Origin of the sequence: Arsenophonus endosymbiont of Crataerina pallida (assembly GCF_964020125.1) — a bacterium.
Classification (GTDB): Bacteria; Pseudomonadota; Gammaproteobacteria; order Enterobacterales; family Enterobacteriaceae; genus Arsenophonus; species Arsenophonus nilaparvatae.
Genome location: NZ_OZ026540.1, coordinates 525,877 through 550,973, shown reverse-complemented (window position 1 = coordinate 550,973; position 25,097 = coordinate 525,877). Strand labels below are relative to the sequence as shown.

The window sequence follows — 25,097 nt, the reverse complement described above, 5'->3', positions numbered from 1 at the left end:
ATTAGGCCCAGTCCAGTATTTGCCAACAGACAATATCCTATCAGCTCGCTTATATTCTTCGATTTTACTATAGTCGTCTCCCTTTGCTCCGCATTAATTATCAATATCTTCATGCAGCTGAAGCAGATATTTTTGCTGCTCGGTTACCGACATCATCACAGCTGGATCTTGTAATGGATCTTCCGGTTTTCCTTGTAATTCACTGCCAATTTGCCAAGACATACTTTTTACATCAAAATATTCTTTCTTGAGCAGATCACTATTGCATAACCACATTTCATTTAAGTAACACTGAGCATCAAGCGCTGCCGCTCCATGAACAATAACCGATACATCATGCACCGGAGGATAATTCCTGAATAAATCCATATTCAAATTATGCCCCCCTACCAGAGATTCAACCCCATCAACAGCAATGATCTTCGTATGATTCCAGGTCATTCTGGTATCATTAATTGGCAGAAAATCTGGAAAAAGGTTTTTTATAAAAGAATTGATCATTCCTTCATCAAGGCGGAAAAAGCGACTTATCCAAATTTCAGGCATTAATTCCCAATCTTGCGCTCTTGATTGAATAAGTTTTAATAGCTCATCTTTAAAAGCAACGTAATCAACGGAACCTGTTTCTACCGCCGACAATCTATCTAAAAATACCGTTGGCGACTGACCAAAAAGAAAACGAAATTGAGTTGGTCTGGTTCGCCCCATTTTTTTTGACAACCCATTATCAATCGCCTGCAATATAATTTTACGCCAATCAGCATCAGGGCTGTTAAGTGAAGAAATATCACAGCGGTAACGTGCTTTTTTGATTATCTCAATGATAGCTGTCGCAAACTCTTGCTGGCGCTTAAAAGAATGGGGCATAATTTGTTCATCGAATGAGCTTCCCCAAGCGTGTGGTGTATCCATTAGGCGAACATAATTTGGACCACTAAGACGATGAAAATATTTTTTAAGTTTTTCCAACAAATTATCTATCTGACTCATGTTTAAAATTCCTTTTAAAATATGATGATCATGATGGAATAATTGAAATAATATAGAGCTGCCAATTGAAACAATCCGGTTTTACCGGCAAAGCAAATTTACGCATCATTCTTCAATCGCCATAGTTTTCCATTATGGCGATATATTTCAATATGGCAGGAATTTGAGAGAAAACTTTCCAGTATTGAACATACTGGTTTAAACATAAAACTCAGATAGGATAAAATTCAATCACCAGAAATAGCTTATTCAAACTGCTAACCTGCTTTTTTGGTAAATTGCTGACGATAAGTTACCAAATCCTTAATAGTTATTACCGGCATATCATGTTGCTTGGCAAAGATAAGTACTTCTGGCATACGGGCCATGGTACCATCGTCATTTGTCAACTCACATAAAACACCTGCTGGCTTAAAACCGGCTAAAGTCACCAAATCAATGGTAGCTTCGGTATGACCACGACGCTGCAATACCCCTCCTTCTTGGGCTCTCAACGGAAAAACATGTCCAGGCCGATTAAGATCGGTCGGTTTTGCATCATCGGCAATTGCTTTACGGATAGTCATTAAACGATCACTGGCTGAAACGCCGGTTGTTACACCTTCGGAAGCCTCGATGGTAATAGTAAATGCGGTTTGGAATTGACTAGAATTTTCTTCAACCATCATCGGTAATGCTAGCTGCTTACGGCGTTCTTCCGTTATACAAAGACAAACAATTCCACTGCCATGGCGGATAGTTAATGCCATCTGTTCAACAGTCATAGTTTCAGCAGCAAAAATAATATCACCCTCGTTTTCACGGCCTTCGTCGTCAAGTACCATAACACCTTTACCTTGACGTAATGCCTTAAGAGCACGTTCTATACGTTCGATCGGATTGCCATACGCGGAAAGTGACGTCTGATTCATGGTAAAACCTCATCAATAAATACTAAATTACCAGAACCAGGGCAAACGTGGGAGTATAAAAAATCAAATCAGTATCTTAAAAATCTGCACACAATTGGCAGGCCTCAAAACTACAGATATCGTTATTATCTCCCATCCGGACTATAACCGTCGGTTCCAGAATCTCACTGGATCTGCTGACTTCCATCACAAAATGCTATAATGGAACGCTCGCGGACTTAATTATTCAATTAACAGAATAAATATCACCGCCGGTGGAGAATTTCACTCCGCCCTGAGATAAACAGCTAAACTATATCGTGAATATAATTCTATAGCAATCAACAATAACAAAATATATCATGGAATAGTATTTTCATTTATATAGTCAGCCAACTTAGTATTAAGTGGTTATTGCGCTAATTTAGACCCATTATTCTCAGCAAATTTATTAAAAATAATTTTGTCAAAGTAAGCTGATTATTTTAAGATCTGCTACTAAATAACCTATAGATTATAATTTGTGACCTAAAAGGATAGCGTAATGCTTGACGCGAAAAAAATTGAACAAGTTGTTCGCCAGATCAAAGATACCTTACCGCAAGGAATACGCGACTTAGGCGATGATCTTGATAAAAAGCTACGGGCAATATTACAGTCCCAGTTAGGAAAACTCGATTTAGTCTCACGTGAAGAGTTTGATATTCAAACACAAGTTTTACTGCGAACCCGTGAAAAAATGGCACAAATGGAAAAACGCATTGAACAATTAGAAAAAAAACGGCTAGCCAACGAAAACAAGAATGAATAACAAAATGCCACGATACTACTATCGTGGCATCGCTATTTTTTATCTCAAAATATTAATCACTTTTCATAATGGTATTAATAATATTTGTCGTCGACAACCCCGCTTCAAAATTAAGCACTTTAACTTCACCACCTGCCGCCCAGACCTCTTGGCTACCAGCAATATCTTCCGGCTTATAATCGCCACCTTTGACTAATACATCGGGTAAGATTTCACTGATCAGGCGTTGAGGAGTATCCTCTTCAAAAGAGACCACCCAATCTACTGAACCTAGCGCCCCTAACACGGTCATACGCTGAGCTAATGGATTAATAGGACGATCATCACCTTTTAGCCGTTTAGTTGAAGCATCACTATTCACCGCAACAATTAATCGATCGCCTAACTTACGTGCATTGGCTAAATAGATAACATGCCCAGCATGTAAGATATCAAAGCAACCATTGGTCATCACAATCTTTTCGCCACGGCTACGGGCAGCTGCAACCGCATGCTTTAGCTGCTGCTCATTCATCACACCAAAACCATCATCAGTTCGACCATGAATGGCATTCTCCAGCTCAATGGGTGATACCGTTGAAGTACCCAGTTTTCCAACCACGACTCCAGCAGCCGCATTAGCTAAAACACAAGCTTGATGAAAATCGAGTCGAGCCGCCAACGCCGTTGCCAAAACACCAATAACCGTATCACCAGCTCCAGTAACATCATAAACTTCCTGCGCTTGGGTCGGTAAATGTAAAGGCGGTTTTTCACGCTGCAACAGTGTCATCCCGCGTTCTGAACGAGTGATAAGTAATCCCTTAAGATCAAGGGAATCAATTAACTTCATTCCTTTCTGCTCAATTTCGCTATTGTTTGCACATTTACCAACAATAACTTCAAATTCAGACATATTGGGAGTTAATAAAGTCGCTCCACGATAACGTTCAAAATCACTACCTTTCGGATCAATAAGAACTGGCACTTGAGCAGCATTTGCTAATGCAATGATCTGCGAAATTTGTGCTAACGCACCCTTACCATAATCAGACAATACCAGTGCCCCGACGCGTGGCAAAGCTTGCCGAATCCGATCTAACAGCGGATTTATATCGACATCACCGAATCCTTCTTCAAAATCCAGTCGAATAAGTTGTTGATTATGCGATAAAATTCTCAGCTTAGTAATCGTAGGATGCGTTGATAATGTAACAAAATCACAACATACATTAGCTTGATTAAGTTTCTCGGTTAATACTTCAGCATCATCATCAATACCAGTCAGCCCTAGCAAACGAACATTAGCGCCCAAAGCTGCAATATTCATGGCAACGTTAGCAGCACCACCAGGACGTTCTTCTTTCATTTCCACTTTAACAACCGGAACCGGCGCTTCTGGTGAAATTCGGTTAGTTAATCCATACCAATAACGATCTAACATAACATCGCCGATCACCAAAATACTAGCCTGTTTAAAATCAGGGAGAGTGATTTTCATCCATACTCCAAACAAATAAATTACCGCAATCAAGATTGCTACCAATAGTAACATAGCCCAACTCTATCAATCATACTAAAAGTACGGCGAGTCAATTCTATTTCAACTTAACTAGCATAAAACCATTTTTGCCAACTAAGCAGAACTTTTTTACGTTGCTGTTCAAACTGAGAGACTAACACTTTACTGGGTAACGCCTGTAATGACAAATGATGCAAGGTATCTCGCATTTCAGTATAAATTTGAATTAACTTTTCAGCTTCCTCGGTAGGCATTACGGCATATTCAGCTAACATGGTAAAAATACGCACATTATCTGACCAACGGAGTAATGCTACATTGTCTGCGCAGTAACGTAATACCAGATATTGAGCAATAAATTCAATATCAGTTATACCACCAGGATCGGTTTTTAAATCAAAATATGCCTGCTGCCGATTAGCTTGATGCTGATACATTTTTTGTCGCATTTCAACGATCTGTTGACGTAATATCGTTTCTTCTCTTGGTATGAGCAGTGCTTCGCGTCGAATTCGATTAAACTCTTGTTCTAATGACGGTTCAGAGAAAATCGTTCGTGCTCGGATCAAAGCTTGATGCTCCCAGGTCCATGCTTGCGTTTTCTGATAATCCTCGAATGATTGGAAAGTACTTACCAACATGCCAGATTCACCGGATGGACGCAAACGAGCATCTACCTGATAAAGAATACCCGAAGAAGTTCGCGTACTAAAAAGATGAAGAATTTGCTGAGCTAATCGTAAATAAAACTGGCGAGCTTCGATTATGTGTGGCCCATCGGTAACAACACCCAATGGGCAATCAAACAAAAAAACCAAATCTAAATCAGAACCATAACCCAATTCAAAGCCACCTAGCTTACCATAACCAACCACTGCAAAACCGGTTACAACAGCTTGTTGTTGAGATAAATGAGTAGGTTTACCATAACGCTTAATTAACTTATTCCACGCCCGCCTTACCACTGCATCAATAATGGCTTCCGCTAAATAGGTTAAATGATCACTCACTTTCATAACAGTAAGAACACCAGAAATATCTTCTGCGGCAATGCGTAACAGCTGTGCTTGTTTAAATTGCCGCAATGCTTCAAGTTGCTGTTCATCATCTTCATCAATACGCAATAAATATTGTCTCAATTCATCGCGATAAGCCGTAACAGGTAAAGGCTGGTATAGTGAGAAGGGATCGATTAATTCATCCAGTAACAACGGATGACTAGCTAATTGCTCAGCGATCATTGGTGAAGCCGCACAAAGACGGATCACATGGGTTAATACCTGTTCAGACTCTAAAATTAATTCTAAATAAGTTGTTCGGCTAACTATACTAAGTAGCAAAGGAATAATTCGTTGCAAAATACTATTAATATCATCTCTATGATAGATTTTAGCTATCAATTTTGGCATCAATTGATCAAGAACATCGCGACCACGGGGACCGATAGTTCGCTTAGCTAAATCTTGGCGAAATAGCCATAACTGTTTAATAATATTTTGCTTTTTTTCGTCATTAAATTCAGAAAATAGTGGGGGCAATTCACTTTCATTAGCAATTTGTTGCCAAAAATGGACAAAAAATGTTAACTCCGTATCATCGCTTTTCTCATCATCTTGGCCAATAATTTGCTTAAATATAGCGTGGACACTTTGCATTCTGGCGATGAGTTGCTGATAAAACGCCGACCAATCGTCAAACCCCATCGCCCATGCCAGTCGCGCGCGATGTAAAATTTGCTCAGGTAACGTCTGGCTTTGTTGATCATTAATCGATTGCAATATATTTTCTGCTCGACGCAAAAACAGATAATTATCCGTTAATTGCGTGACCTGCTCCGTTGTCAGCAATGAAAGCTCACCGATTGCAATCAATGTAGGTAACAAAGCCTGTGAGCGCAATTTAGGTTCACGACCACCTCGAATTAACTGAAAAACCTGGCCAATAAACTCGATTTCACGGATACCACCTGCACCCAATTTAATATTATTCTGCCAACTATGACGGCGTACTTCACGCGCTATCATGTTTTTCATATTACGCAACGATTGAATAACACTAAAATCGATATAACGTCGAAAAACAAAGGGGCGCAACATATTTTTTAATCCATCAGTATAAATTGAGCGATCATTACCTATCATGCGCATTTTGATCATGGCATAACGTTCCCAGTCGCGCCCCTGCTCCTGATAATAATCTTCTAAAGCAGCAAAACTAAAAACTAATGGTCCACTATCACCAAACGGACGTAGACGCATATCAACGCGATAGACAAAACCATCTATCGTTTTTTGCGTTAATAGGCTAATTAATTTTTGGCCTAATCGGGTAAAAAACTGGCCATTGTCCATCTGACGACGACCCCCTTGGGTAACTCCATTTTCAGGAAAGGCAAAAATCAAATCAACATCAGATGAAAAATTTAACTCTCCGCTGCCTAACTTACCCATAGCAAGGATCAACAATGGTTGTGGTTGCCCTAGTTTATCACAAGGTGTTCCCCAATTATGACAATACTGGACATACAACCAATCTCTCGCAGCGATGATTAACGTTTCGGCAAGCACACTCAGATGCTGCAATATTTGCGGCGTACTATCCTTATGTAATATCTGTAGCCACGCTATTCTAATCAGCATTTGATGGCGAAATTGCCTTAGGATCCGCTGCAACCCTTCCTCGGCAGTTATATTGGCTAGCTGTTCGATTAACCATTGATGATAATGTTGCCATTCGCCTATTTGCGGTGGCTGTTGACGTATAACCGTCCACCAGGCAGGATGGTTTTTGATCTGCAAGTAGGCAAAATCACTTAAGGCAAAAAATATTTTTTCCTGTGACGATAGAGGTAAAAGTTCAGGCGCGTAACGCTGAAAATCATCTACCACCCTTTGCGCCTGCTGAACCAAGATTGATGGCAGCAATTTCATAAAATGCCTTTCATTAGGATAATGTTAAAGCCGTAAGCCATTGGGTAAAAGCAAGTTTGCAACGCAACCAATCCGCACACAGAGTTGCTGGGGTTGAATATCCGCAGTAGCCAATAATGCCGTTATTTTTTTAATGGCGATGCTTGAACAAAATGAGGAATAGAATGAGAATAATGGACTAAAAATGCCTGTATCAATACCAGCAAATGACTCAAATTTTGCTTTGCTTGTAGCTGATTATCTAACCAACACTCTTCATAATGCTGCCAATACGCTAATAACTGGTTTAAGCCCTGTTCAATCGGCATAGTATGCCAGTTACAGTGTGGCAAAAAGTATTTAGTATCAATATAGTCGCTATGTTGAACTAACGAATAGCCTCGTTCAGCCTTACTTTTATTTGCTAAACGTAACCCTTGAATGTTAACAAACTCTTTTGCAAACGCTAACAGCTCGATCAATGTGCCCTTTTTTAGTTCCAGTTCAATTTCCATAATTGGTTTTTTTCTGGCACCGGCATAAATGCTACCTTGATCCAATACAATTTCAATTTCACTCCCCTGATAAGTAACAATCCATTTTTCACGAGAGAAATCAGTATAGAACAAGGTTGTTAACTGTGACTGTAAATGAGCAACATTGGTATTTTTTGGCCATATTTCGCGTGGAAATGCCAAAAGATTCAGCTCAGGTTTATTAATTTCTACATTGTATTCAGGCCGCTGATGTAAACCACCAATAACCTTACCGGCGGTTTTTATCGTCATTTCATAACGACCATCACAACCGCGGATCCTTAACCGCATATCCCAGCGACGTAATTGATGATCCACTGTTTCAAAATAGATATTTGACAGTTTATGTAAGGAAAAATGTGTATAGCGAAAACATATTATTTTTTCACGGATCCGCTTAATAGCTTCCGGGCGAACAGATAATTTTAATTCAATTTCTAGCTGACGCATATTTAGTCCAGATTTTCTGATATTTCTCCCCCGAAGGATAAACGTTTCTATTTTTATTTATACTGTCTAGACGCATACTTAATGTAGATTGTTATTTTTTCTATTTACTCTGTCGCTGATTAAAAACGGACAGTTTCATGACTAACGATAGAAAGGAGTTTTAAGTTTAACATAAATAAGCCAGAAAACAGCAGCCAAAGCGTGATTCATTTTTCCTTACTAACAGTAAAAAATTTTTTCTAAAAACAAACAATTCTAATATTAATTAAGTCTATATTAATAACTAAACACCAGAAAAATAACTAACAAAGAATTTTATTCTATGGTTTTTACCTGAAAATAATAAAAAATGAAATATTATTAATAATGGCAAATCAATTAAAAGAATTATTATTTTACCTTTTTAGATTTGCATCAATACATTTAACGCATTAGTATCAGCTAATAGCACTTTTTTCACAGTTTGAAGATAGTTGAATACAATGAGAAAATTTCCTTTATATATCTTAGCATTGATAGGATTTAACCTGCCAATGACGACTCAAGCAGAAGAAACGCTTTATGTTTCTGATGAACTGCCTACCTTTATCCATCGAGGACCTAGAACCGATTATCGCATTATTGGTAGCCTTAAAAGTGGTGATCAAGTTCAGTTATTGAACACAGATGCTGAAACCGGCTACGCCCAAGTTCGTGATTATAAAGGACGAGTTGCTTGGTTACCCAAAAATCAACTCAGCAAAACACCCAGTGTAAAAGCACGTATTCCCTTACTTGAAAAGGAAAATCAAGAATTACGTGAAAAATTGACCAGCATTGATAGTAACTGGAATAATCAAACCAGTGAAATGCAAAGCAAAGTGGCAGCCAGTGATCAAACTATTGCTAATCTAACCGCAGAAAACGAAAAACTGAAAAATGAGTTAATCCGCTCAGGAAAAAAATTAGAGATTGCACGAATCAATCTTGATAATAATCGCCGTGAGCTCATTTTACAGTGGTTTATGTATGGCGGTGGCGTTGCCGGTGCAGGTTTAATTTTTGGTTTATTATTACCTCATCTCATCCCACGACGTAAAAAACGTAATGAACGCTGGATGAATTAAAAAAAATACCATGCAGATTTATCTTGTTGGTGGCGCGGTAAGAGATCAGCTATTAGGGTTGCCTGTTTCTGATCGTGACTGGGTAGTGGTCGGAGCTACCCCAGATGATTTAATCAAATTAGGTTTCCAGCAAGTAGGTAAGGATTTTCCCGTTTTTCTCCATCCAAAAACACGTGAAGAGTATGCCCTGGCTCGTACAGAACGCAAAACGGGTGTCGGCTATACCGGTTTTTCTTGCTATGCCGCACCTGATGTCACGATAGAAGAGGATCTGTTACGTCGAGATTTGACCATCAATGCGATTGCGCAAACTGAAGATGGCCAACTGATTGATCCCTACCATGGTGAACGGGATATAAAAAATCGCCTATTACGCCACGTTTCCGCTGCTTTTGCCGAAGATCCTTTGCGAATACTCAGAGTGGCACGTTTTGCTGCTCGGCTAGCTAACCAAAAATTTACTATTACCAATGAAACACAATCGTTGATGAAAAAAATGGTTTTTAATCATGAGGTTAGTACAATTAGCGCAGAAAGAGTGTGGGGAGAAACGGAAAAAGCACTACAATCATTATCGCCTGAAATCTATTTTCGTGTCTTATATGATTGTGGCGCGCTAGCTATTCTTTTTCCTGAAATTAATCAATTATTTGGCACACCCGCAGCGGCAAAATCACATCCCGAAATAGATACCGGAATACATACGCTTTTAACCTTAAAGGTAGCGGCCTCATTAACTGACAATGTCGAAACTCGCTTCGCTGCTCTCTGCCATGACTTTGGTAAAGCGCTGACCCCATCTGAACAATGTCCCGCTCATGACGATTATGTTAGCAAAGGTATTTCGCTAATTGAGGCTATGTGCAATCGACTACGTATTCCTAATAGAATGAAAGAGTTAGCTAAATTAGTGGCTCGTTTTCATCAACAAATCCACCAAATTCATCAGTTAACACCAGAAACTGTTATTAATCTATTTAATCAATTAGATAGTTGGCGCAAGCCGGAGCGTATCAATCAATTGGTCATCGCCTGTGAAGCAGATGCCCGCGGCCGGATAGGGCGAGAGCATATCACTTATCCACAAGCTAAATTTGTTATTGAAGCATTTAAGGCTGTACAACAAATATCAAGCAAAGATCTTATTGAGCAGGGTATAACGGGGATCGCGATCAGGGATGAGCTTAACCGAAAACGTATCCAGACATTAACTGACTGGTGGCAGCAACAAACCATTTTACCGATTTAAGCTAACCTAAACAGATTTTGTCTGCTCTATAATCACACCAACCTGCTTAGCCTGCGCCACCGCACCTGGCTTACAAACTTTAACGCGGACCCAACAACTATTGAACTGATTTAAAATAATATCAGCAATCTCCTGCGCAACCCGTTCTATCAATGCAAATTTTTGTGTTTCTATATGATTAATTACCACTTGGCTAACCTGCGCATAATCTAAACAATTTTCCACTTGATCACTTTTGGCTGCCTGCTGATTATCCCATCCCATCTCAATATCGAGCAACAATTTCTGTTGGATCGCTTGTTCCCAATCATAAGCGCCAATGGTTGTGAATACTGATAACTGTTCAATAAATATAATGTCCATTTAACCTTCTCTCATTTTTTTAATTGCGATAAATAATCGCTTTCCAGATACTTCTCTATTATCATTGACAAAAATGGCCCAATGATCACACATTTTAGTAAAATTTGCGGCAATAATAGGAGATTAACGACTATCATGCTGACAGATTTTGCCCAAAAAGTTGAAAAATAATTCACTATAACTAAAAAATAAATTTAGCAAAGATATTCCTTAGTTTTACTAACAACTATACTGTATATTTTATTAATGATCTGATATCCCTATGATCTTTAAAACACGGCATGCAAATAATACTTCGATAAAATACATGTATTATTAATACGTTAAGTTAAAAAGGTCTTGATTATTTGGAGTAATGATATGAGTGCAATCGCACTTGGCATGATTATCTTCGCTTATCTCTGTGGTTCAATCTCCAGCGCCGTCTTGATCTGCCGATTGATAGGTCTTCCTGATCCCAGACGCCATGGTTCCGAGAATCCTGGAGCAACCAACGTGTTACGCATTGGTGGAAAAGCGGCTGCTTTAGCTGTGCTCATTTGCGACATCCTAAAAGGGATGATCCCAGTATGGCTAGCCTATTATTTAAATATTCCTCCTTTTTACCTTGGAATTATTGCCATTGCCGCCTGTTTGGGCCATATTTACCCCATTTTCTTTCGTTTTAAAGGTGGAAAAGGCGTTGCTACTGCTTTTGGCTCAATTGTTGCCATTGGCTGGGGTTTATCTGGCGTTGTCGCGGGTACCTGGCTACTGACTGTACTACTCAGTGGATATTCATCATTAGGAGCTATTGTCACTGCTCTATTAGCTCCCTTCTATGTTTGGTGGTTTAAACCGGAATTCACCTTCCCGGTTGCGATGCTTTCATGTCTCATACTCTTTCGCCATCATGATAACATTCAGCGTCTGTGGAGAGGCCAAGAAAGCCGTATATGGCAAAAAATGAAGAAAAAAAGCGAAAAAACAAATAAAGAACTGATTCAAGCCACTAAAAAACAAGAAAAAAATGATTAACTACTGATTACTGTGTTAATTTTTAGACTTTAAGTCGATTTATGCACAGTTGTTGTTGCTAACGGTGATAAATCTGCTAGTGGCCAACGTGCTTTCACGGTGATATCCAGGCTATTACTTACGCCATTTTTTAAACGGATCATGCCGGCCAGCGCTATCATTGCGCCATTATCAGTACAAAATTCTGGTCGAGCATAAAAAACCTGGCCGCCAATTTTTGTTATCGATTCTGCCATTTTTAGCCGTAAGGTACGATTTGCACTTACACCACCTGCCATAACCAAACGCTTAGAACCCGTTTGTTCTAAAGCACGTTTACATTTGATCACTAATGTATCCACAACAGCATCTTCAAATGCCCGAGCAATATCAGCAGCGGTTTGTTGATCCATACTATTATTACGAATGGTATTGGCAGCAAAAGTTTTTAACCCTGAGAAACTAAAATCCAGTCCCGGGCGGTCTGTCATCGGACGAGGAAATACAAAACGGCCAGCCTGTCCCTGCCCTGCCATCAATGAGAGTGCTGGCCCGCCCGGATAATCCAAACCTAATAATTTTGCTGTCTTATCAAAAGCTTCACCCGCAGCATCATCAATTGATTCGCCTAATAACTGATATTGACCAATCGCTATTACATTAATTAACTGAGTATGCCCACCAGAGACCAATAATGCTACAAAAGGGAATTCAGGACTATTTTCTTCCAGCATTGGCGCCAGTAGATGCCCTTCCATGTGATGAATAGGAATAGCCGGCACTCGCCAAGCAAATGCTAATGAACGCCCGATTTTTGCTCCCACCAATAAAGCACCGATCAAACCAGGACCCGCGGTATAAGCAACCGCATCAATATCACCAGCAGTTGAATCCGCTTGTTGTAGTGCCGCTTTAATTAAAGGAATTGTTTTACGAATATGATCGCGAGAAGCTAATTCAGGCACCACTCCGCCATAATCGGCATGCAATTTTACCTGGCTATATAATTGATTGGCTAATAAACCTAATTGATCATCATAAATCGCGATACCCGTTTCATCGCATGATGTTTCTATACCTAAAACACGCATATATTACTCACCACCTTCGCTAATAGCGCAAGTTTATCACTATTTATGTAAAAAAGGTGCAACTTCTCAGCAAATAAATAACTGTCTATCTGAATTAAATCAGTTATAATTAATATAAATAATTTGTAGGGCTTATTCATTATCATCTAGACTATGCCAACTATTTTGTTATTAAAAATAAATAATTGGGTGATTTTGTGCGTTTCGTTTTTATACAGCACTTTACAAAGCCCTACACATTGAAGTAAAATTCCGCACCATTTTAATAAAGGCAGCTGGCTATGATATTGCTAGCAAAAACCGATTTTTTTGAGGTGAAAGGCACATGCCGGTAATTAAAGTACGTGAAAACGAGCCATTTGACGTAGCACTACGTCGTTTTAAGCGTTCTTGCGAAAAAGCAGGAATATTAGCTGAAGTGCGCCGTCGTGAGTTCTATGAGAAACCAACGACTGTACGTAAACGTGAAAAAGCATCAGCAGTAAAGCGCCACGCTAAAAAATTGGCTCGCGAGAACGCACGTCGTACTCGTTTGTACTAATTGCTACGGTTCAACAATCGTAACAATTCGACAGCAGTGATTAAGTGATTACAAGAAGGCCGTGCTTTCTAACAGGAAGCACGGCTTGTTATCTTTCATCAATGAAGAGTTTATGGCTGGACGAATCCCGCGTACATTTATCAATGATTTATTGGCCAGAACCGATATCGTTGATCTTATTGATACTAAAGTGCCGCTAAAAAAGCAAGGCAAAAACCATCACGCGTGTTGTCCATTTCATAATGAAAAAACGCCCTCATTTACAGTTAATGGCGATAAACAATTTTATCACTGTTTTGGCTGTGGCGCTCATGGTAATGCCATTGATTTTTTGATGAACTATGACAAGCTTGATTTTGTCGAAACGATTGAAGAACTGGCTACCATGCACGGACTGGAAATTCCTTATGAAACCGGCAATAGTTCAAACCAAATAGAGCGGCATCAGCGACAAAATCTTTATCAATTAATGGATGAAATTAATCAATTTTATCAACATTTATTGAATAAATTAGACTCGCAGAGTGCAAAACAATATTTAATACAGCGCGGCTTAAGTGATGAAGTTATTTATCGCTTTTCTATCGGTTTTGCCCCAAGCGGCTGGGACAACCTACTCAAGCATTTCGCTAAACACGCTGATAGCCATAAACAGCTAGATGCTGCTGGTATGTTAGTTACCAATAATAATGGCCGCACTTACGATCGCTTTCGTGAACGTATAATATTTCCAATCCGAGATCGTAGAGGACGTGTCGTGGCATTTGGTGGCCGTGTTTTAGATGACACATTACCAAAATATCTCAATTCACCAGAAACTGAGATTTTTCATAAAGGCCGTCAATTATACGGCTTATATGAAGCAACACAAAATAATCTGGCACTTTCTAAACTATTAGTTGTCGAAGGTTATATGGATGTTGTCGCTCTGGCGCAATTTGGTATTAATTATGCCGTAGCGTCATTAGGTACATCAACCACGGCAGAGCATATCCAGTTACTTTTTCGGACAACAGATACGGTTATTTGTTGTTATGATGGGGATAAAGCAGGTCGCGAAGCCGCATGGCGAACGCTTGAAACGGCACTTCCCTATTTGAGTGATGGCCGCCAACTACAATTTATGTTTTTACCTGATGGTGAGGATCCTGATTCACTAATACGTAAAGAAGGTAAAACAAATTTTGAACAACGGATGGATAAATCCCACTCTTTGTCTACATTTTTGTTTGATACATTGGTTGCACAAGTTGATTTAAGCAGTCATGAAGGTAAAGCAAAATTCAATCGTCTTGCTATCCCTTTAATTAAAAAAGTGCCTGGTGATACTTTACAGTTATATTTGGCACAAGAATTAGGTAATTTTATTGGTATTCCTGATACTTCGCGTATTTTTGCCATGATCGAAAAAGGATCGGCGGAAAAAACAAATTATCAGACACCAAAAATTAAACCGACAACAATGCGAATATTGATCGCATTATTGGTACAAAATCCAAATTTTGTCAGCCTAATTCCTACTCTTGATGGAATTAAGCACTCACAATTACCAGGATTAGCGCTGTTTTTAGAGTTAGTTGAACTTTGTCAATCTCATCCTGGCATAAATACTGGTCAATTATTGGAATGCTATCGTAATAATAAATTTGTTAAACAACTTGAAAAACTGGCAACTTGGAACGATATAGAGATAGAAGAGATAGCGGAAAAAATGTTCAAGGATGCGTTGGAGCATTTATTTATTACCGCGCTTGATGAAAGGTTCGCATTTCTGATGGCAAAAGAACGAGCAGAAGGCTTAACCAGTGAAGAACGTGAAGAAGTTCGTTTAATTACTGTTGCAAGAATAAAACAGTAATCTTGAAAAAGTAAAAAACATCCGGCTTAAGTGCCGTATAACGTAGGGCAAGCGCCTGTAAGTTGCCATGATGTAAAGGGCATGGCACATAAAATAATTAAATTCCCTTTAATTTTATTGTTGGCTGACTTGTTTTCGCCGACCAACACCAACCCAAATTATGAAGTGTGGATACCGTCTTATGGAGCAAAACCCGCAGTCACAGCTGAAGCTACTAGTTACCAAAGGTAAAGAGCAAGGCTACCTGACCTATGCTGAGGTCAACGACCATCTGCCGGAAGATATCGTCGATTCAGATCAGATCGAAGATATCATCCAAATGATTAATGATATGGGCATTCAAGTGATGGAAGAAGCGCCTGATGCCGACGATCTTATTCTGGCAGAAACCGCCACTGATACTGACGATGATGCTGTTGAGGCTGCTGCCCAGGTATTATCCAGTGTTGAAAGTGAAATAGGCCGCACAACAGATCCTGTGCGGATGTATATGCGTGAAATGGGCACCGTAGAACTACTGACCCGTGAAGGTGAAATTGATATCGCTAAACGCATCGAAGATGGCATTAATCAGGTTCAGTGTTCTGTTGCTGAATATCCTGAGGCTATCGCTTATCTATTAGACCAATACGAACGTGTTGAAAAAGGTGAAATCCGCCTATCTGATATTATTACCGGCTTCGTTGATCCAAACGCTGAAGAGGATTTAGCACCGACAGCAACACATATCGGTTCGGTGTTACCGGAAGAAGCCTTAAATGATGACGAAGATGAAGATAAAGACGAAGACGACGATAGTGACGACAGTGATGAAAACAATGTCGATCCAGAACTCGCTCGACAGAAATTTTCAGAACTTCGTGAGCAATATGAACGTACGTCCATTGAAATCCAAAAAAGTGGCCGTAACCATGCTAATTCAGTAGCAGAAATCGAGCAGTTGTCCGAGATTTTCAAACAGTTCCGTTTAGTACCAAAACAGTTTGATTATTTAGTGAACAATATGCGTGATATGATGGAACGTGTTCGTTCTCAAGAACGTCTCATCATGAAACTCTGTATTGAACAATGCAAGATGCCGAAGAAAAACTTCATTACCCTATTCTCAGGTAATGAAACCAATGGTAATTGGTTAGCTGCGGCAAAAGCAATGAATAAACCCTGGTCTGAAAAATTAGTTGAAGTCGAAGAAGAGATACAACGCTCGTTGCAAAAACTACAACAAATTGAAGAAGAGACTGGTTTAACCATTGAACAGGTTAAAGATATTAACCGCCGAATGTCTATTGGTGAAGCAAAAGCGCGTCGAGCGAAAAAAGAGATGGTTGAAGCTAACTTACGGTTAGTTATCTCTATTGCTAAAAAATATACCAATCGTGGCCTTCAATTCCTTGATCTGATCCAGGAAGGTAACATTGGTCTAATGAAAGCGGTTGATAAATTTGAATACCGTCGTGGCTATAAGTTTTCAACTTATGCAACCTGGTGGATCCGACAGGCGATCACCCGTTCAATTGCTGATCAGGCGCGCACAATCCGTATTCCAGTGCACATGATCGAAACGATCAACAAACTGAACCGCATTTCTCGCCAAATGTTACAGGAAATGGGTAGTGAACCCTCGCCTGAAGAATTGGCAGAACGCATGTTAATGCCTGAGGATAAAATCCGTAAAGTACTAAAAATTGCTAAAGAGCCTATCTCGATGGAAACACCTATTGGCGATGATGAAGATTCACATCTTGGTGATTTCATTGAAGATACTACTCTAGAATTACCGTTAGACTCTGCTACCTCGGAAAGTCTAAGATCAGCTACCCACGAAGTTCTAGCTGGCTTAACGACCCGTGAAGCAAAAGTTCTGCGCATGCGCTTTGGTATTGATATGAATACGGATCACACGCTAGAGGAAGTGGGTAAACAGTTTGATGTTACTCGCGAGCGGATCCGACAAATAGAAGCAAAAGCGTTACGTAAACTGCGCCATCCAAGTCGTTCAGAAGTGTTACGTAGTTTCCTGGATGAATAACGCTTATTTCTCTTTAGCGTAATAAAAAGCACCTCTAGATAGGTGCTTTTTTATTGATAGTTATGTTAATTCAGCAGATCATTAGTAAAAGTTTTAGCCACTGTAATTAGATAACATGGTAAAAACGCTAACAAAATGTTGCCTAAACACCCTCGATTCAATTTCCAATCTGATATTTAGTTATCCATCAATATTAATTATTGCCAGTTATAGAGCAGAAATGGTTGTTTTAATTGCACTGATGTCGTCGATAATTGTCGCCACCGCTAGCTGCTGGCCGTTAGTGATAAATCCGTTGCCTACAAAGACAAGCAAAATCTGTGGCTTTAGAATAGCAAAAACCACTCATAGTAGAGTGGTATCAATTGGCTGCTATTATAGCTAAAATTTGGTGGCCCCTGCTGGATTTGAACCAGCGACCAAGCGATTATGAGTCGCCTGCTCTAACCACTGAGCCAAGGGGCCTAAGTGGGGTGCATTATACGTGCTGTTTTAGTGCGGGTCTAGTCTTTATAAATCATATGCTTGTTTTATAAACAAAATCAGTGAAATTAATGATTTTGCTGTGTGTAATTTATTTATTAACTATTTCAGTTTAAATTCATGGCCAATAACTGAACAAAAATAACTTATTGATAAATTTGCATTCAAAAGTTAACAGCCAAGTTATGGATGAAATATAAACTAACTCATTAGGAAATCTGCAAAAGTCTATTGATAGAATTTAAGTATTGATAATAGGTTATGAGCATAATTGATGTTGAACAACATCAAGAAAATAAATATGAATATTAAAAAGCTTATACGTCTTATCTTATAAGAAATAACGATCTGGATAAAATAAATAATCTAATTAATATAAATTATTGTATGGCATTATTATGTTGAATTTAAAGAAAACATTAGAAAAATTATATAGTATAAATTCGATATATCTGATTATATATCAATACTAATAACATATTCAGTAATATTAATATATATCTATTGTTGTAATACCATTAATCAAAAATAAGCCAATTGCGTTTATTTTAAATTTAATACTATTAGGGAAATAGAAAGTATGGCATATATAAATATGGATACCAATCGTTGTTCAATGTTTACTAATTACGCAATAAATATTAACCCGATAGAAGGAAAAGAATTAGCGACGTCACCGAAAGGCTTACATGAACATATTATAAACTTTTTTACCCTAGGCGGGGTGGAAAGAAAATTATCTAAACAATACGATAATTTCATGCAAACAATGACCACCGCACTAGAAGAAAAAATTGCCAATTCAAATTGTTATCATATTCCTAAAGAACTCAAATTTAATTTTGATGGTTGCACGGTAGCTATTAAACCCTCTGAATATCATTCAGACAAACTATCTGTTACCGTTGAAGGACAGACAGGAGAGAGTTTTACTTCAGATATTGATGTAAAAGGATTTAAAAATACCGCCACTTTAATGTTATTAAATAACAGGATTGATCCAAACATATTTATAAAGGAAGGAAAGATTCATTTATTAAATACCGATCTATCTGCCAGAATTTTAGAAGGAATTGATTTAAGCGGGGCATATTTTTCAAATGTAAATCTAAACGGAACAGACTTATCCGGCGCAAATCTGCAAAACACGAATATTATAAATACAACATTTGATAATGCAAAATTAATTGAAGCAAATTTAAACGACGCAAAAATTGAAAAAACGACATTCAAATATGCAAAATTAGATTCAGCATTATTAGAAAGAGCCTCTATAGCTGGCGCTAATTTTGATCACGCAAAACTTACTTATGCCAACTTGACCGACACAAAAATTATTACCCTAAAATTAGCCAACGGAGAAATTAAAACCAATACATTCAATCATGCAAAGTTAGATTCTGCATTGTTAGAAAAAACCACCCTATCTGGCGTTAATTTTGATCACGCAACACTTACTCGCGTAAACATGGTCGATGCAACCATTCAAAACACGACATTCAATCATGCAGTATTAGACTCAGCATTGTTAGTAAGAGCTACCATAGCGGGCACTAATCTGGATGACGCAACATTGATTAAGGCTGACTTGAGTAATGCAAAACTGGCCAGATTAAGACTACCCAACGGAGAAATTAAAGCCACTACATTAAAAAATGCATGTCTAGATTCAGCATTGTTAAATAACGCGACTTTAGATTCAATTGATTCACAAGGGGCATCATTTTGTAAAGCCTATTTAAATCAAGCGTATATTTTTCATTCTAAATTTAACAATGCAAATTTCGATCATGCTTCATTGAACGAAGTAAACGTAAAACGCAGTACTTTTCAAAAAGCAATATTCACTGAAGCCAATTTAAGCCAATCAAACATAAGACTGTCTAATTTATCTGACACAAATATGCAGGATGCAAAATTAAATGACACTGATTTTCTCGGTTCAGCTTTTACCTTAGCCAATATGAGCAGAGCTGATCTAACGAAGGCAAAAATGTTTTTTGTAAATATGACCGGAGCGACGCTAAATAACGCAAATCTATATCAAGCAGATTTAAACAATACGACTTTAAAAAAAACCAGTCTAAAAGAGGCCATTCTAATTGAAGCAAAGCTTAATAATGCAGATCTTGTAGGCGCTGTTCTGGAAAAAGCAAACCTATCAGAAGCAGTACTTGACAATGCCGATTTAAGTTTTGCTAGTTTATATCAAGCTACCTTAAAAAGTGTTAGTTTAAAAAATACATGTTTAACTGGATCTATATTAAAAGAAGCAAATATCGCTGACGCTAATTTAATGCAAGCAGATTTTACTCCGGGCATTTCATTACAAGGAATTGTTGTTCCTAAAGAAAAATTAACAGAAGCAAAGTTAGCGGCAGCTATTTTTTTACAAAAAATAAATATTAACGAACTAAAGATCACCGAAGAAAATATAACAGCTACCTTGTCACAAAAAACAGATGCCGTGGCAGGATATTTAGCAGCGGCTATCTTATTACATAAAAGAAATAACATTGATTTAAATAACATAACGCTCACTAATGCAAGTCTCATTAAAGCAAAATCAGCAGCCACTGCTTTATTACAAACAACAAGTCCTACTGATATAAATTCAGCAGCAAGCTTATTACAACAAACAAATATCACTAAAAGCAGCCTAGAAAATGCGATCTCATTACAAAAAACAAATCTTTCTGCTGCAATTTTAATCAACGCTAACTTAGAAAAGGCAGATTTCACTGATGCAGATTTAACCCAAGCTAACTGTCAAAAAGCCAAATTCAACGATACAATTTTAATAAACGCTAACTTAAAAAAAGCCAATCTTACTGATGCAAGTTTAACTAATGCTAACTGTCAAAAAGCTAAATTCAGTAAAGCAAATTTAGCAGGAACAAATTTTGCTGAAGCAAACCTACAGGATACAAAGTTTTCTAAAAATGATACCAAAAGAGAATTTCTGGCAGACATTAATATAGCTACCAAAAAGATTGAAGAGAAAGCAAAAAAATAAAAAACAAGTTCAATAAACTACTCCATTGAAAACAGGTAAATCTTATGGTTATAAAACACAATATATTCGCAATCATTAAATAAAATTACTGCTAACTTTTTTATGGTAACTCAAAGTTGGCAGGCAAACGGCTACGCCCTATTATTACGCTTAGTGATACCTATCAATAAACAAAAAAGCCCACATCAAGTGGGCTAAATGATAAACAGAAGATTTAACTCATCACAGATGGACAATTGCTGTAGGTAATTATTTTAACTAGAATCAATTCTCGCCATCCAGTTCCGTCCCATCACACTAGGTAATTTTGCCAAATAATTTATAGATATTTTAGCCAAATTAAATCCTTGCGGCGCGCCTTAAACTGGCTAAACAGCTTCACAAACGGATAAAAAAGTATCGCTAATATGATGGTCACTAACCAGATCATAGCAACATGATCAAAACCAAAATACTCACCTTGATTTGTTCCCCAAATAGCCACCGCGATCAAATAGAGAAATTTCAATACATAAAGATGCAAAATATAAAAAAACATCGGTACTGAACCATAGGTTACTAAGGGTTTTAACCATGGTAAATTTTGTTTTATCTCAAGTAACCGAAGCAGTAGTAAGCCAATACCCAGCGTCAACATAATGAATAATAAAGAGGGCGGATATTTGGTAATATTCAAAAAACTCATCACGGTATCCAGCCAAGAGCCCGCTAATATCCATGGTTTATCACCATAGATATTAATTGTTCTTAAACAAATAAAACCAACTAACAGGCCAACACCCCAGCAATTTAGTTTCTTTAATCGCTGTTGCTGATTACAACTTTCTGTAAACCATGAACCAGCCAAATAACCAAATATAATAAAACCAATCCATGGTAGTATTGGATAAGATGTACGCGCTTTGATACTGTCAGTAATCTCAATCCATCCTCTATCATGCAGTACTGCCCAAGGAATATGCATAAAATGATCGGTTGGGAAATGCAATGTATCTAATAGATTATGACCCGCAATCAATAAAACCGTCAGTACTACCAGCAGCCATCTTGGTAACATAGCTTTTGTGGTTTGACTGTATAAAAACTGCAGCGTTTCACTCATTTGTGAATAGGAGAAAACATGTTTGATGTGCCTAAAAAAGATATCCATTTAGCACAAGTTGCCCAAGCATTGATCAATGCGGGTTACGTTACGCCAGATTATCTAATCGGTATGCAAAAAAGGGAAAATCAAGCGTCAACTTATTTAGGCAATGGTATTGCGATTCCTCATGGTACCGTAGAAACGCGCCATAATGTATTACAGACAGGTGTACAAGTATTTCAGTTTCCACAGGGCATAGATTGGGATAATGGCCACAAAGCTTATATTGTCATCGGTATCGCCGCTAAATCAGAGGAACATTTAACCTTATTACGACAACTGACACATATTCTAAGTGATGAAAATATTGCCAAGCGATTGGCAACCACGACATCAATAGACACAATATATAATATATTGCTTGCCCAAGAGTCGATTGATGACTTCATTTTCAACGCTTCCATGATCTCTTTAGATGTTGATACCGACCATATCATGACACTGCAAGCGTTAAATATTAATCACTTACAGGATGCAAATGCCATTAATAATGATTTTATCGTTGATGTGATCACTAATCCACCGCTTTATTTAGGCCAAGGTATCTGGCTGAGTGATAGTAAAAAAGGTAATCTAAAAACAGCAATGGCCATTGCACGCCCTAAAGAGCCTTTATCTTATCAAGATCATCAACTTTGCCTACTTATCATGCTATCATGCAAAGATAATCTAGCTAATAATACTTTAAATCACTTGGCCAATTTATTGATCGATAAAAAAATAGCGAAATTATTACAAGCATCAGATGCCGTACAAGTATTTAGCTTGCTAACGACTGAAACAAACGAAGAAAAAGAGACACTATCCGTGGAGTTTACGTTAAACAATAAACATGGATTACATGCACGCCCAAGTTCGCAATTAGTTAATACAATAAAAAAATTTAATAGCAAAGTCACTATTACTAATTTGGATGGGAGCTGAATTCCCGCCAATGGCCATAATATAATGAGTGTCATTGGATTAGTTGCACGTCAAAATCATCGTATCCAATTTAAGATCAGTGGCCCTGACGCCCAAGCAACCTTACATGCTATTGAACAGGTCATTAGCGCTAATATGGATGAGGAAATTGCATGAAAAGTAAGGTTGCTACCATTACATTAAATCCCGCCTATGATTTAGTCGGTATGCTAGACAATATTGAAAAAGGTGCCGTCAACTTAGTTAAAACCCATGGATTATATCCAGCAGGTAAAGGCATTAATGTTGCTAATACATTAAAAAATCTAAATATTAATGTCACTGTTGGTGGTTTTTTAGGGAAAGAAAATCTAACCGGTTTCCAACAGGATTTTAAGGAACGCGGGATCATAAATCGTTTTCATGTTATCGAAGGTAGAACTCGAATTAATGTCAAATTGACAGAAAAAAATAGTGTAGTTAGTGATTTTAATTTTTCCGGTTTTGAAGTCAACAAACAGGATTGGCAGCATTTTGCTGGACAGTAGCCCGCCTGCGTCGGGAGCTAAGACGCTGTAAGTAAATGGCTGTCCTTAGTAACCGCCTCCCGTTATAATCCGGTGTATGTATATTCCCCGACCCGCAAAACTTCTCTTCCAGATAGATGACGGCTGGAACCGGTTACTCATGAAATACGGCTCTTCCGTTCCCGAATGGACTAAACTGGTCGTCGAACGGATGCTCGCCTGTGGCACCGGTGCTATGGGTATCCGTCGTTATTGCTGCGACTCCCCTGACTGCCCGCACACCAAATATTTCTGTCAGAGCTGCAAAAGCAAAGGCTGCAGCGCCTGCGGGATGAAAGCCACCGAACAGTGGATAGCCGAGCAGCAACACATTTTGCCAGACTGCGAATGGCAGCACATCACTTTCACTATGCCCGATAAACTCTGGCCGGCATTTAATCACAACTGGCCATTACTGAATCAGTTGTTTGCCTGTGCCGCTCGAACCCTGCTGAAATGGGCAGAAAAACTCAATATCGAAATCGGGTTGTTTGTTGTTTGTCGCCCTGCATACTTACGGGCGTCAGCTTAACCAACACCCGCATATCCATTTATCGGTGACCCGCGGCGGATTATGCCGCAAACACGACGTCTGGCGACCGGTTTTCTTCAAAAAGAATGTAGTAGAGCGGTACTGGCGCCGGGCTGTCATCGCGTTACTTCGAGAGAATTACGGCGGGCTGAATTTACCTGCTGCCGGCTATGTGCATATCCGCGACTACCGGGAATGGTGTCAGTTTCTGGAATCACAGTACCAGCGGCGCTGGAAAATTCACTTTGCGAAAAAAACCAAACATGCCCGACAAAATGTCAATTATCTTGGCCGTTACCTGAAACGCCCGCCGGTTGCAGCCTCAAAACTGCGTCATTATAACGGCGGCACTGTTGTCCATCATTACTATGATCACCGGACGGGAAAGCACCGCACCCAATATCTGAGCCAGGAAGCAATGTTGTTGCGCTACATCAGCCATATCCCGTCACAGCATTTTAAGATGGTGCGGTATTACGGCTTTCTGGCCAACCGGAAACGGAGTATTTTGCTGCCGAAAGTCTATGCGGCACTGGGTATGCAGGTGAAGAAAAAACCGCATAAACCGGGCTTTGCGTCGCTGATGAAACACTTTACGAATGTGGATCCGTATCAATGCATATTATGTGGGAGCCGGATGATTTTTAACAGCGTACAGGTGGGTATCAGAGCAGAAGTATTACTGGAAATGCGCCGTAAGATAGTCAAAAAGGCGCGATGGTTACGGAAAACCGCGTAGGGAAGATCTAACTAAATTCAATTTATTATATAAAAAAACCTCTGGTTGACGAAAAGCCAGGCGACTACTTGATGGTGAAACTAGAGATCGGTCATCCGTATCAGCAATTAAGGTCAGAAAAAAAGAAATAATTAACATTCAATTTCCTAACCATCAAGATTCACTGAGCTGGTTAAGCCAATTTGATATGGTATGTGTAAGTGGTAGTTTACCCAAAGGTATCGATTTAGATTATTTTACTGACTGGATGAAACAACTACGTGATCAATGTATGTGCGTCATATTTGATAGTAGCCGAGAAGCATTGATTGCTGGTTTAAAAGCCAATCCTTGGTTGGTAAAACCAAATCGACATGAATTAGAAAGCTGGATTGGCCACCGGTGGCTTACCGTC

16 protein-coding genes, 1 tRNA gene, 4 pseudogenes and 1 riboswitch are annotated in these 25,097 nt (G+C 38.7%); of the genes and pseudogenes, 12 read left to right on the top strand and 9 right to left on the bottom strand.

Annotation, left to right across the window (positions count from 1 at the left end):
- Window positions 1-93: 93 nt before the first annotated feature.
- Window positions 94-990: a hypothetical protein gene (locus tag AACL31_RS02860; protein WP_310511229.1), complete on the bottom strand. Its 897-nt coding sequence runs from the start codon at window positions 988-990 to the stop codon at window positions 94-96.
- 257 nt (window positions 991-1,247) lie between these two features.
- Window positions 1,248-1,901: a 3,4-dihydroxy-2-butanone-4-phosphate synthase gene (gene ribB / locus AACL31_RS02855; RefSeq protein WP_310511228.1), complete on the bottom strand. Its 654-nt coding sequence runs from the start codon at window positions 1,899-1,901 to the stop codon at window positions 1,248-1,250.
- A 120-nt stretch (window positions 1,902-2,021) separates the two neighbouring features.
- A riboswitch (FMN riboswitch) is annotated at window positions 2,022-2,187 on the bottom strand.
- 237 nt (window positions 2,188-2,424) lie between these two features.
- On the opposite strand from ribB, the gene ubiK reads away from it, so the two are divergent.
- Window positions 2,425-2,691, top strand: coding sequence for a ubiquinone biosynthesis accessory factor UbiK (gene ubiK, locus AACL31_RS02850; protein ID WP_310511227.1), 267 nt, complete (start codon window positions 2,425-2,427; stop codon window positions 2,689-2,691).
- Window positions 2,692-2,743: 52 nt separating this feature from the next.
- On the opposite strand, the gene hldE is transcribed toward ubiK, so the two are convergent.
- The 3 genes from hldE to AACL31_RS02835 form a co-directional block, all read right to left on the bottom strand.
- Window positions 2,744-4,171, bottom strand: coding sequence for a bifunctional D-glycero-beta-D-manno-heptose-7-phosphate kinase/D-glycero-beta-D-manno-heptose 1-phosphate adenylyltransferase HldE (gene hldE / locus AACL31_RS02845; protein WP_310511226.1), 1,428 nt, complete (start codon window positions 4,169-4,171; stop codon window positions 2,744-2,746).
- Window positions 4,172-4,278: 107 nt separating this feature from the next.
- Window positions 4,279-7,122: a bifunctional [glutamate--ammonia ligase]-adenylyl-L-tyrosine phosphorylase/[glutamate--ammonia-ligase] adenylyltransferase gene (glnE, locus tag AACL31_RS02840; RefSeq protein ID WP_339053738.1), complete on the bottom strand. Its 2,844-nt coding sequence runs from the start codon at window positions 7,120-7,122 to the stop codon at window positions 4,279-4,281.
- A gap of 122 nt (window positions 7,123-7,244) precedes the next feature.
- Window positions 7,245-8,087, bottom strand: a complete 843-nt coding sequence (locus AACL31_RS02835) for an inorganic triphosphatase (RefSeq protein ID WP_310511224.1) — start codon at window positions 8,085-8,087, stop codon at window positions 7,245-7,247.
- A 482-nt stretch (window positions 8,088-8,569) separates the two neighbouring features.
- On the opposite strand from AACL31_RS02835, the gene AACL31_RS02830 reads away from it, so the two are divergent.
- Both AACL31_RS02830 and AACL31_RS02825 read left to right on the top strand, forming a co-directional pair.
- The gene (locus AACL31_RS02830; protein ID WP_310511223.1) at window positions 8,570-9,193 is read left to right on the top strand and encodes a TIGR04211 family SH3 domain-containing protein; all 624 of its coding nucleotides are present in this window, start codon (window positions 8,570-8,572) and stop codon (window positions 9,191-9,193) included.
- 10 nt (window positions 9,194-9,203) lie between these two features.
- Entirely contained in the window at window positions 9,204-10,442 is a 1,239-nt protein-coding gene (locus AACL31_RS02825) for a multifunctional CCA addition/repair protein (RefSeq protein WP_310511222.1), read from the top strand.
- A gap of 6 nt (window positions 10,443-10,448) precedes the next feature.
- Here AACL31_RS02825 and folB read toward each other — a convergent pair whose 3' ends face one another.
- On the bottom strand, window positions 10,449-10,805 hold the full coding sequence (folB, locus tag AACL31_RS02820) for a bifunctional dihydroneopterin aldolase/7,8-dihydroneopterin epimerase (protein WP_310511221.1): 357 nt from the start codon (window positions 10,803-10,805) through the stop codon (window positions 10,449-10,451).
- A 360-nt stretch (window positions 10,806-11,165) separates the two neighbouring features.
- On the opposite strand from folB, the gene plsY reads away from it, so the two are divergent.
- Complete coding sequence (gene plsY / locus AACL31_RS02815; RefSeq protein WP_032114515.1) at window positions 11,166-11,822, top strand: glycerol-3-phosphate 1-O-acyltransferase PlsY; 657 nt, start codon at window positions 11,166-11,168, stop codon at window positions 11,820-11,822.
- Between the two features lie 29 nt (window positions 11,823-11,851).
- Here plsY and tsaD read toward each other — a convergent pair whose 3' ends face one another.
- Window positions 11,852-12,892, bottom strand: coding sequence for a tRNA (adenosine(37)-N6)-threonylcarbamoyltransferase complex transferase subunit TsaD (gene tsaD, locus AACL31_RS02810; RefSeq protein WP_310511220.1), 1,041 nt, complete (start codon window positions 12,890-12,892; stop codon window positions 11,852-11,854).
- 325 nt (window positions 12,893-13,217) lie between these two features.
- Here tsaD and rpsU point away from each other — a divergent pair, with 325 nt between their 5' ends.
- From rpsU to rpoD, 3 genes are all read left to right on the top strand, one after another.
- Window positions 13,218-13,433: a 30S ribosomal protein S21 gene (gene rpsU / locus AACL31_RS02805; protein ID WP_026821546.1), complete on the top strand. Its 216-nt coding sequence runs from the start codon at window positions 13,218-13,220 to the stop codon at window positions 13,431-13,433.
- A 112-nt stretch (window positions 13,434-13,545) separates the two neighbouring features.
- Complete coding sequence (dnaG, locus tag AACL31_RS02800) at window positions 13,546-15,291, top strand: DNA primase (RefSeq protein ID WP_310511219.1); 1,746 nt, start codon at window positions 13,546-13,548, stop codon at window positions 15,289-15,291.
- 181 nt (window positions 15,292-15,472) lie between these two features.
- Window positions 15,473-17,320, top strand: a complete 1,848-nt coding sequence (rpoD, locus tag AACL31_RS02795; RefSeq protein WP_310511218.1) for an RNA polymerase sigma factor RpoD — start codon at window positions 15,473-15,475, stop codon at window positions 17,318-17,320.
- Window positions 17,321-17,709: 389 nt separating this feature from the next.
- Here rpoD and AACL31_RS02790 read toward each other — a convergent pair.
- Window positions 17,710-17,785 (bottom strand) — tRNA-Ile (locus AACL31_RS02790).
- Between the two features lie 598 nt (window positions 17,786-18,383).
- Between AACL31_RS02790 and AACL31_RS02785 the strand changes: the two genes are divergently transcribed.
- Window positions 18,384-20,819 (top strand): pentapeptide repeat-containing protein, encoded by a 2,436-nt coding sequence (locus AACL31_RS02785; RefSeq protein WP_339053737.1) that lies wholly within the window; start codon window positions 18,384-18,386, stop codon window positions 20,817-20,819.
- A 319-nt stretch (window positions 20,820-21,138) separates the two neighbouring features.
- On the opposite strand, the gene AACL31_RS02780 is transcribed toward AACL31_RS02785, so the two are convergent.
- A complete protein-coding gene (locus AACL31_RS02780; RefSeq protein ID WP_339053736.1) occupies window positions 21,139-21,969 on the bottom strand; it encodes a heparan-alpha-glucosaminide N-acetyltransferase domain-containing protein in 831 nt (276 codons plus the stop codon).
- Between AACL31_RS02780 and fruB the strand changes: the two are divergent.
- The 4 pseudogenes from fruB to AACL31_RS02760 all read left to right on the top strand — a co-directional run.
- Window positions 21,940-23,043 (top strand): annotated as a pseudogene (gene fruB / locus AACL31_RS02775) (fused PTS fructose transporter subunit IIA/HPr protein). The gene AACL31_RS02780 and the pseudogene fruB overlap by 30 nt on opposite strands.
- Window positions 23,040-23,402: pseudogene (locus AACL31_RS02770) on the top strand (PfkB family carbohydrate kinase); the annotation flags it as partial. The pseudogenes fruB and AACL31_RS02770, both read left to right, overlap by 4 nt.
- Window positions 23,403-23,490: 88 nt before the next feature.
- Window positions 23,491-24,703, top strand: a pseudogene (locus AACL31_RS02765) (IS91 family transposase).
- A 157-nt stretch (window positions 24,704-24,860) separates the two neighbouring features.
- Window positions 24,861-25,097 (top strand): annotated as a pseudogene (locus AACL31_RS02760) (PfkB family carbohydrate kinase); the annotation flags it as partial.

What these genes read in the sequence shown, in the direction of transcription:
- AACL31_RS02860 (WP_310511229.1), bottom strand. Translation starts at nt 990, where the DNA reads ATGAGTCAGATAGATAATTTGTTGGAAAAACTTAAAAAATATTTTCAT.
- ribB (WP_310511228.1), bottom strand. Translation starts at nt 1,901, where the DNA reads ATGAATCAGACGTCACTTTCCGCGTATGGCAATCCGATCGAACGTATA.
- ubiK (WP_310511227.1), top strand. Translation starts at nt 2,425, where the DNA reads ATGCTTGACGCGAAAAAAATTGAACAAGTTGTTCGCCAGATCAAAGAT.
- hldE (WP_310511226.1), bottom strand. Translation starts at nt 4,171, where the DNA reads ATGAAAATCACTCTCCCTGATTTTAAACAGGCTAGTATTTTGGTGATC.
- glnE (WP_339053738.1), bottom strand. Translation starts at nt 7,122, where the DNA reads ATGAAATTGCTGCCATCAATCTTGGTTCAGCAGGCGCAAAGGGTGGTA.
- AACL31_RS02835 (WP_310511224.1), bottom strand. Translation starts at nt 8,087, where the DNA reads ATGCGTCAGCTAGAAATTGAATTAAAATTATCTGTTCGCCCGGAAGCT.
- AACL31_RS02830 (WP_310511223.1), top strand. Translation starts at nt 8,570, where the DNA reads ATGAGAAAATTTCCTTTATATATCTTAGCATTGATAGGATTTAACCTG.
- AACL31_RS02825 (WP_310511222.1), top strand. Translation starts at nt 9,204, where the DNA reads ATGCAGATTTATCTTGTTGGTGGCGCGGTAAGAGATCAGCTATTAGGG.
- folB (WP_310511221.1), bottom strand. Translation starts at nt 10,805, where the DNA reads ATGGACATTATATTTATTGAACAGTTATCAGTATTCACAACCATTGGC.
- plsY (WP_032114515.1), top strand. Translation starts at nt 11,166, where the DNA reads ATGAGTGCAATCGCACTTGGCATGATTATCTTCGCTTATCTCTGTGGT.
- tsaD (WP_310511220.1), bottom strand. Translation starts at nt 12,892, where the DNA reads ATGCGTGTTTTAGGTATAGAAACATCATGCGATGAAACGGGTATCGCG.
- rpsU (WP_026821546.1), top strand. Translation starts at nt 13,218, where the DNA reads ATGCCGGTAATTAAAGTACGTGAAAACGAGCCATTTGACGTAGCACTA.
- dnaG (WP_310511219.1), top strand. Translation starts at nt 13,546, where the DNA reads ATGGCTGGACGAATCCCGCGTACATTTATCAATGATTTATTGGCCAGA.
- rpoD (WP_310511218.1), top strand. Translation starts at nt 15,473, where the DNA reads ATGGAGCAAAACCCGCAGTCACAGCTGAAGCTACTAGTTACCAAAGGT.
- AACL31_RS02785 (WP_339053737.1), top strand. Translation starts at nt 18,384, where the DNA reads ATGGCATATATAAATATGGATACCAATCGTTGTTCAATGTTTACTAAT.
- AACL31_RS02780 (WP_339053736.1), bottom strand. Translation starts at nt 21,969, where the DNA reads ATGGATATCTTTTTTAGGCACATCAAACATGTTTTCTCCTATTCACAA.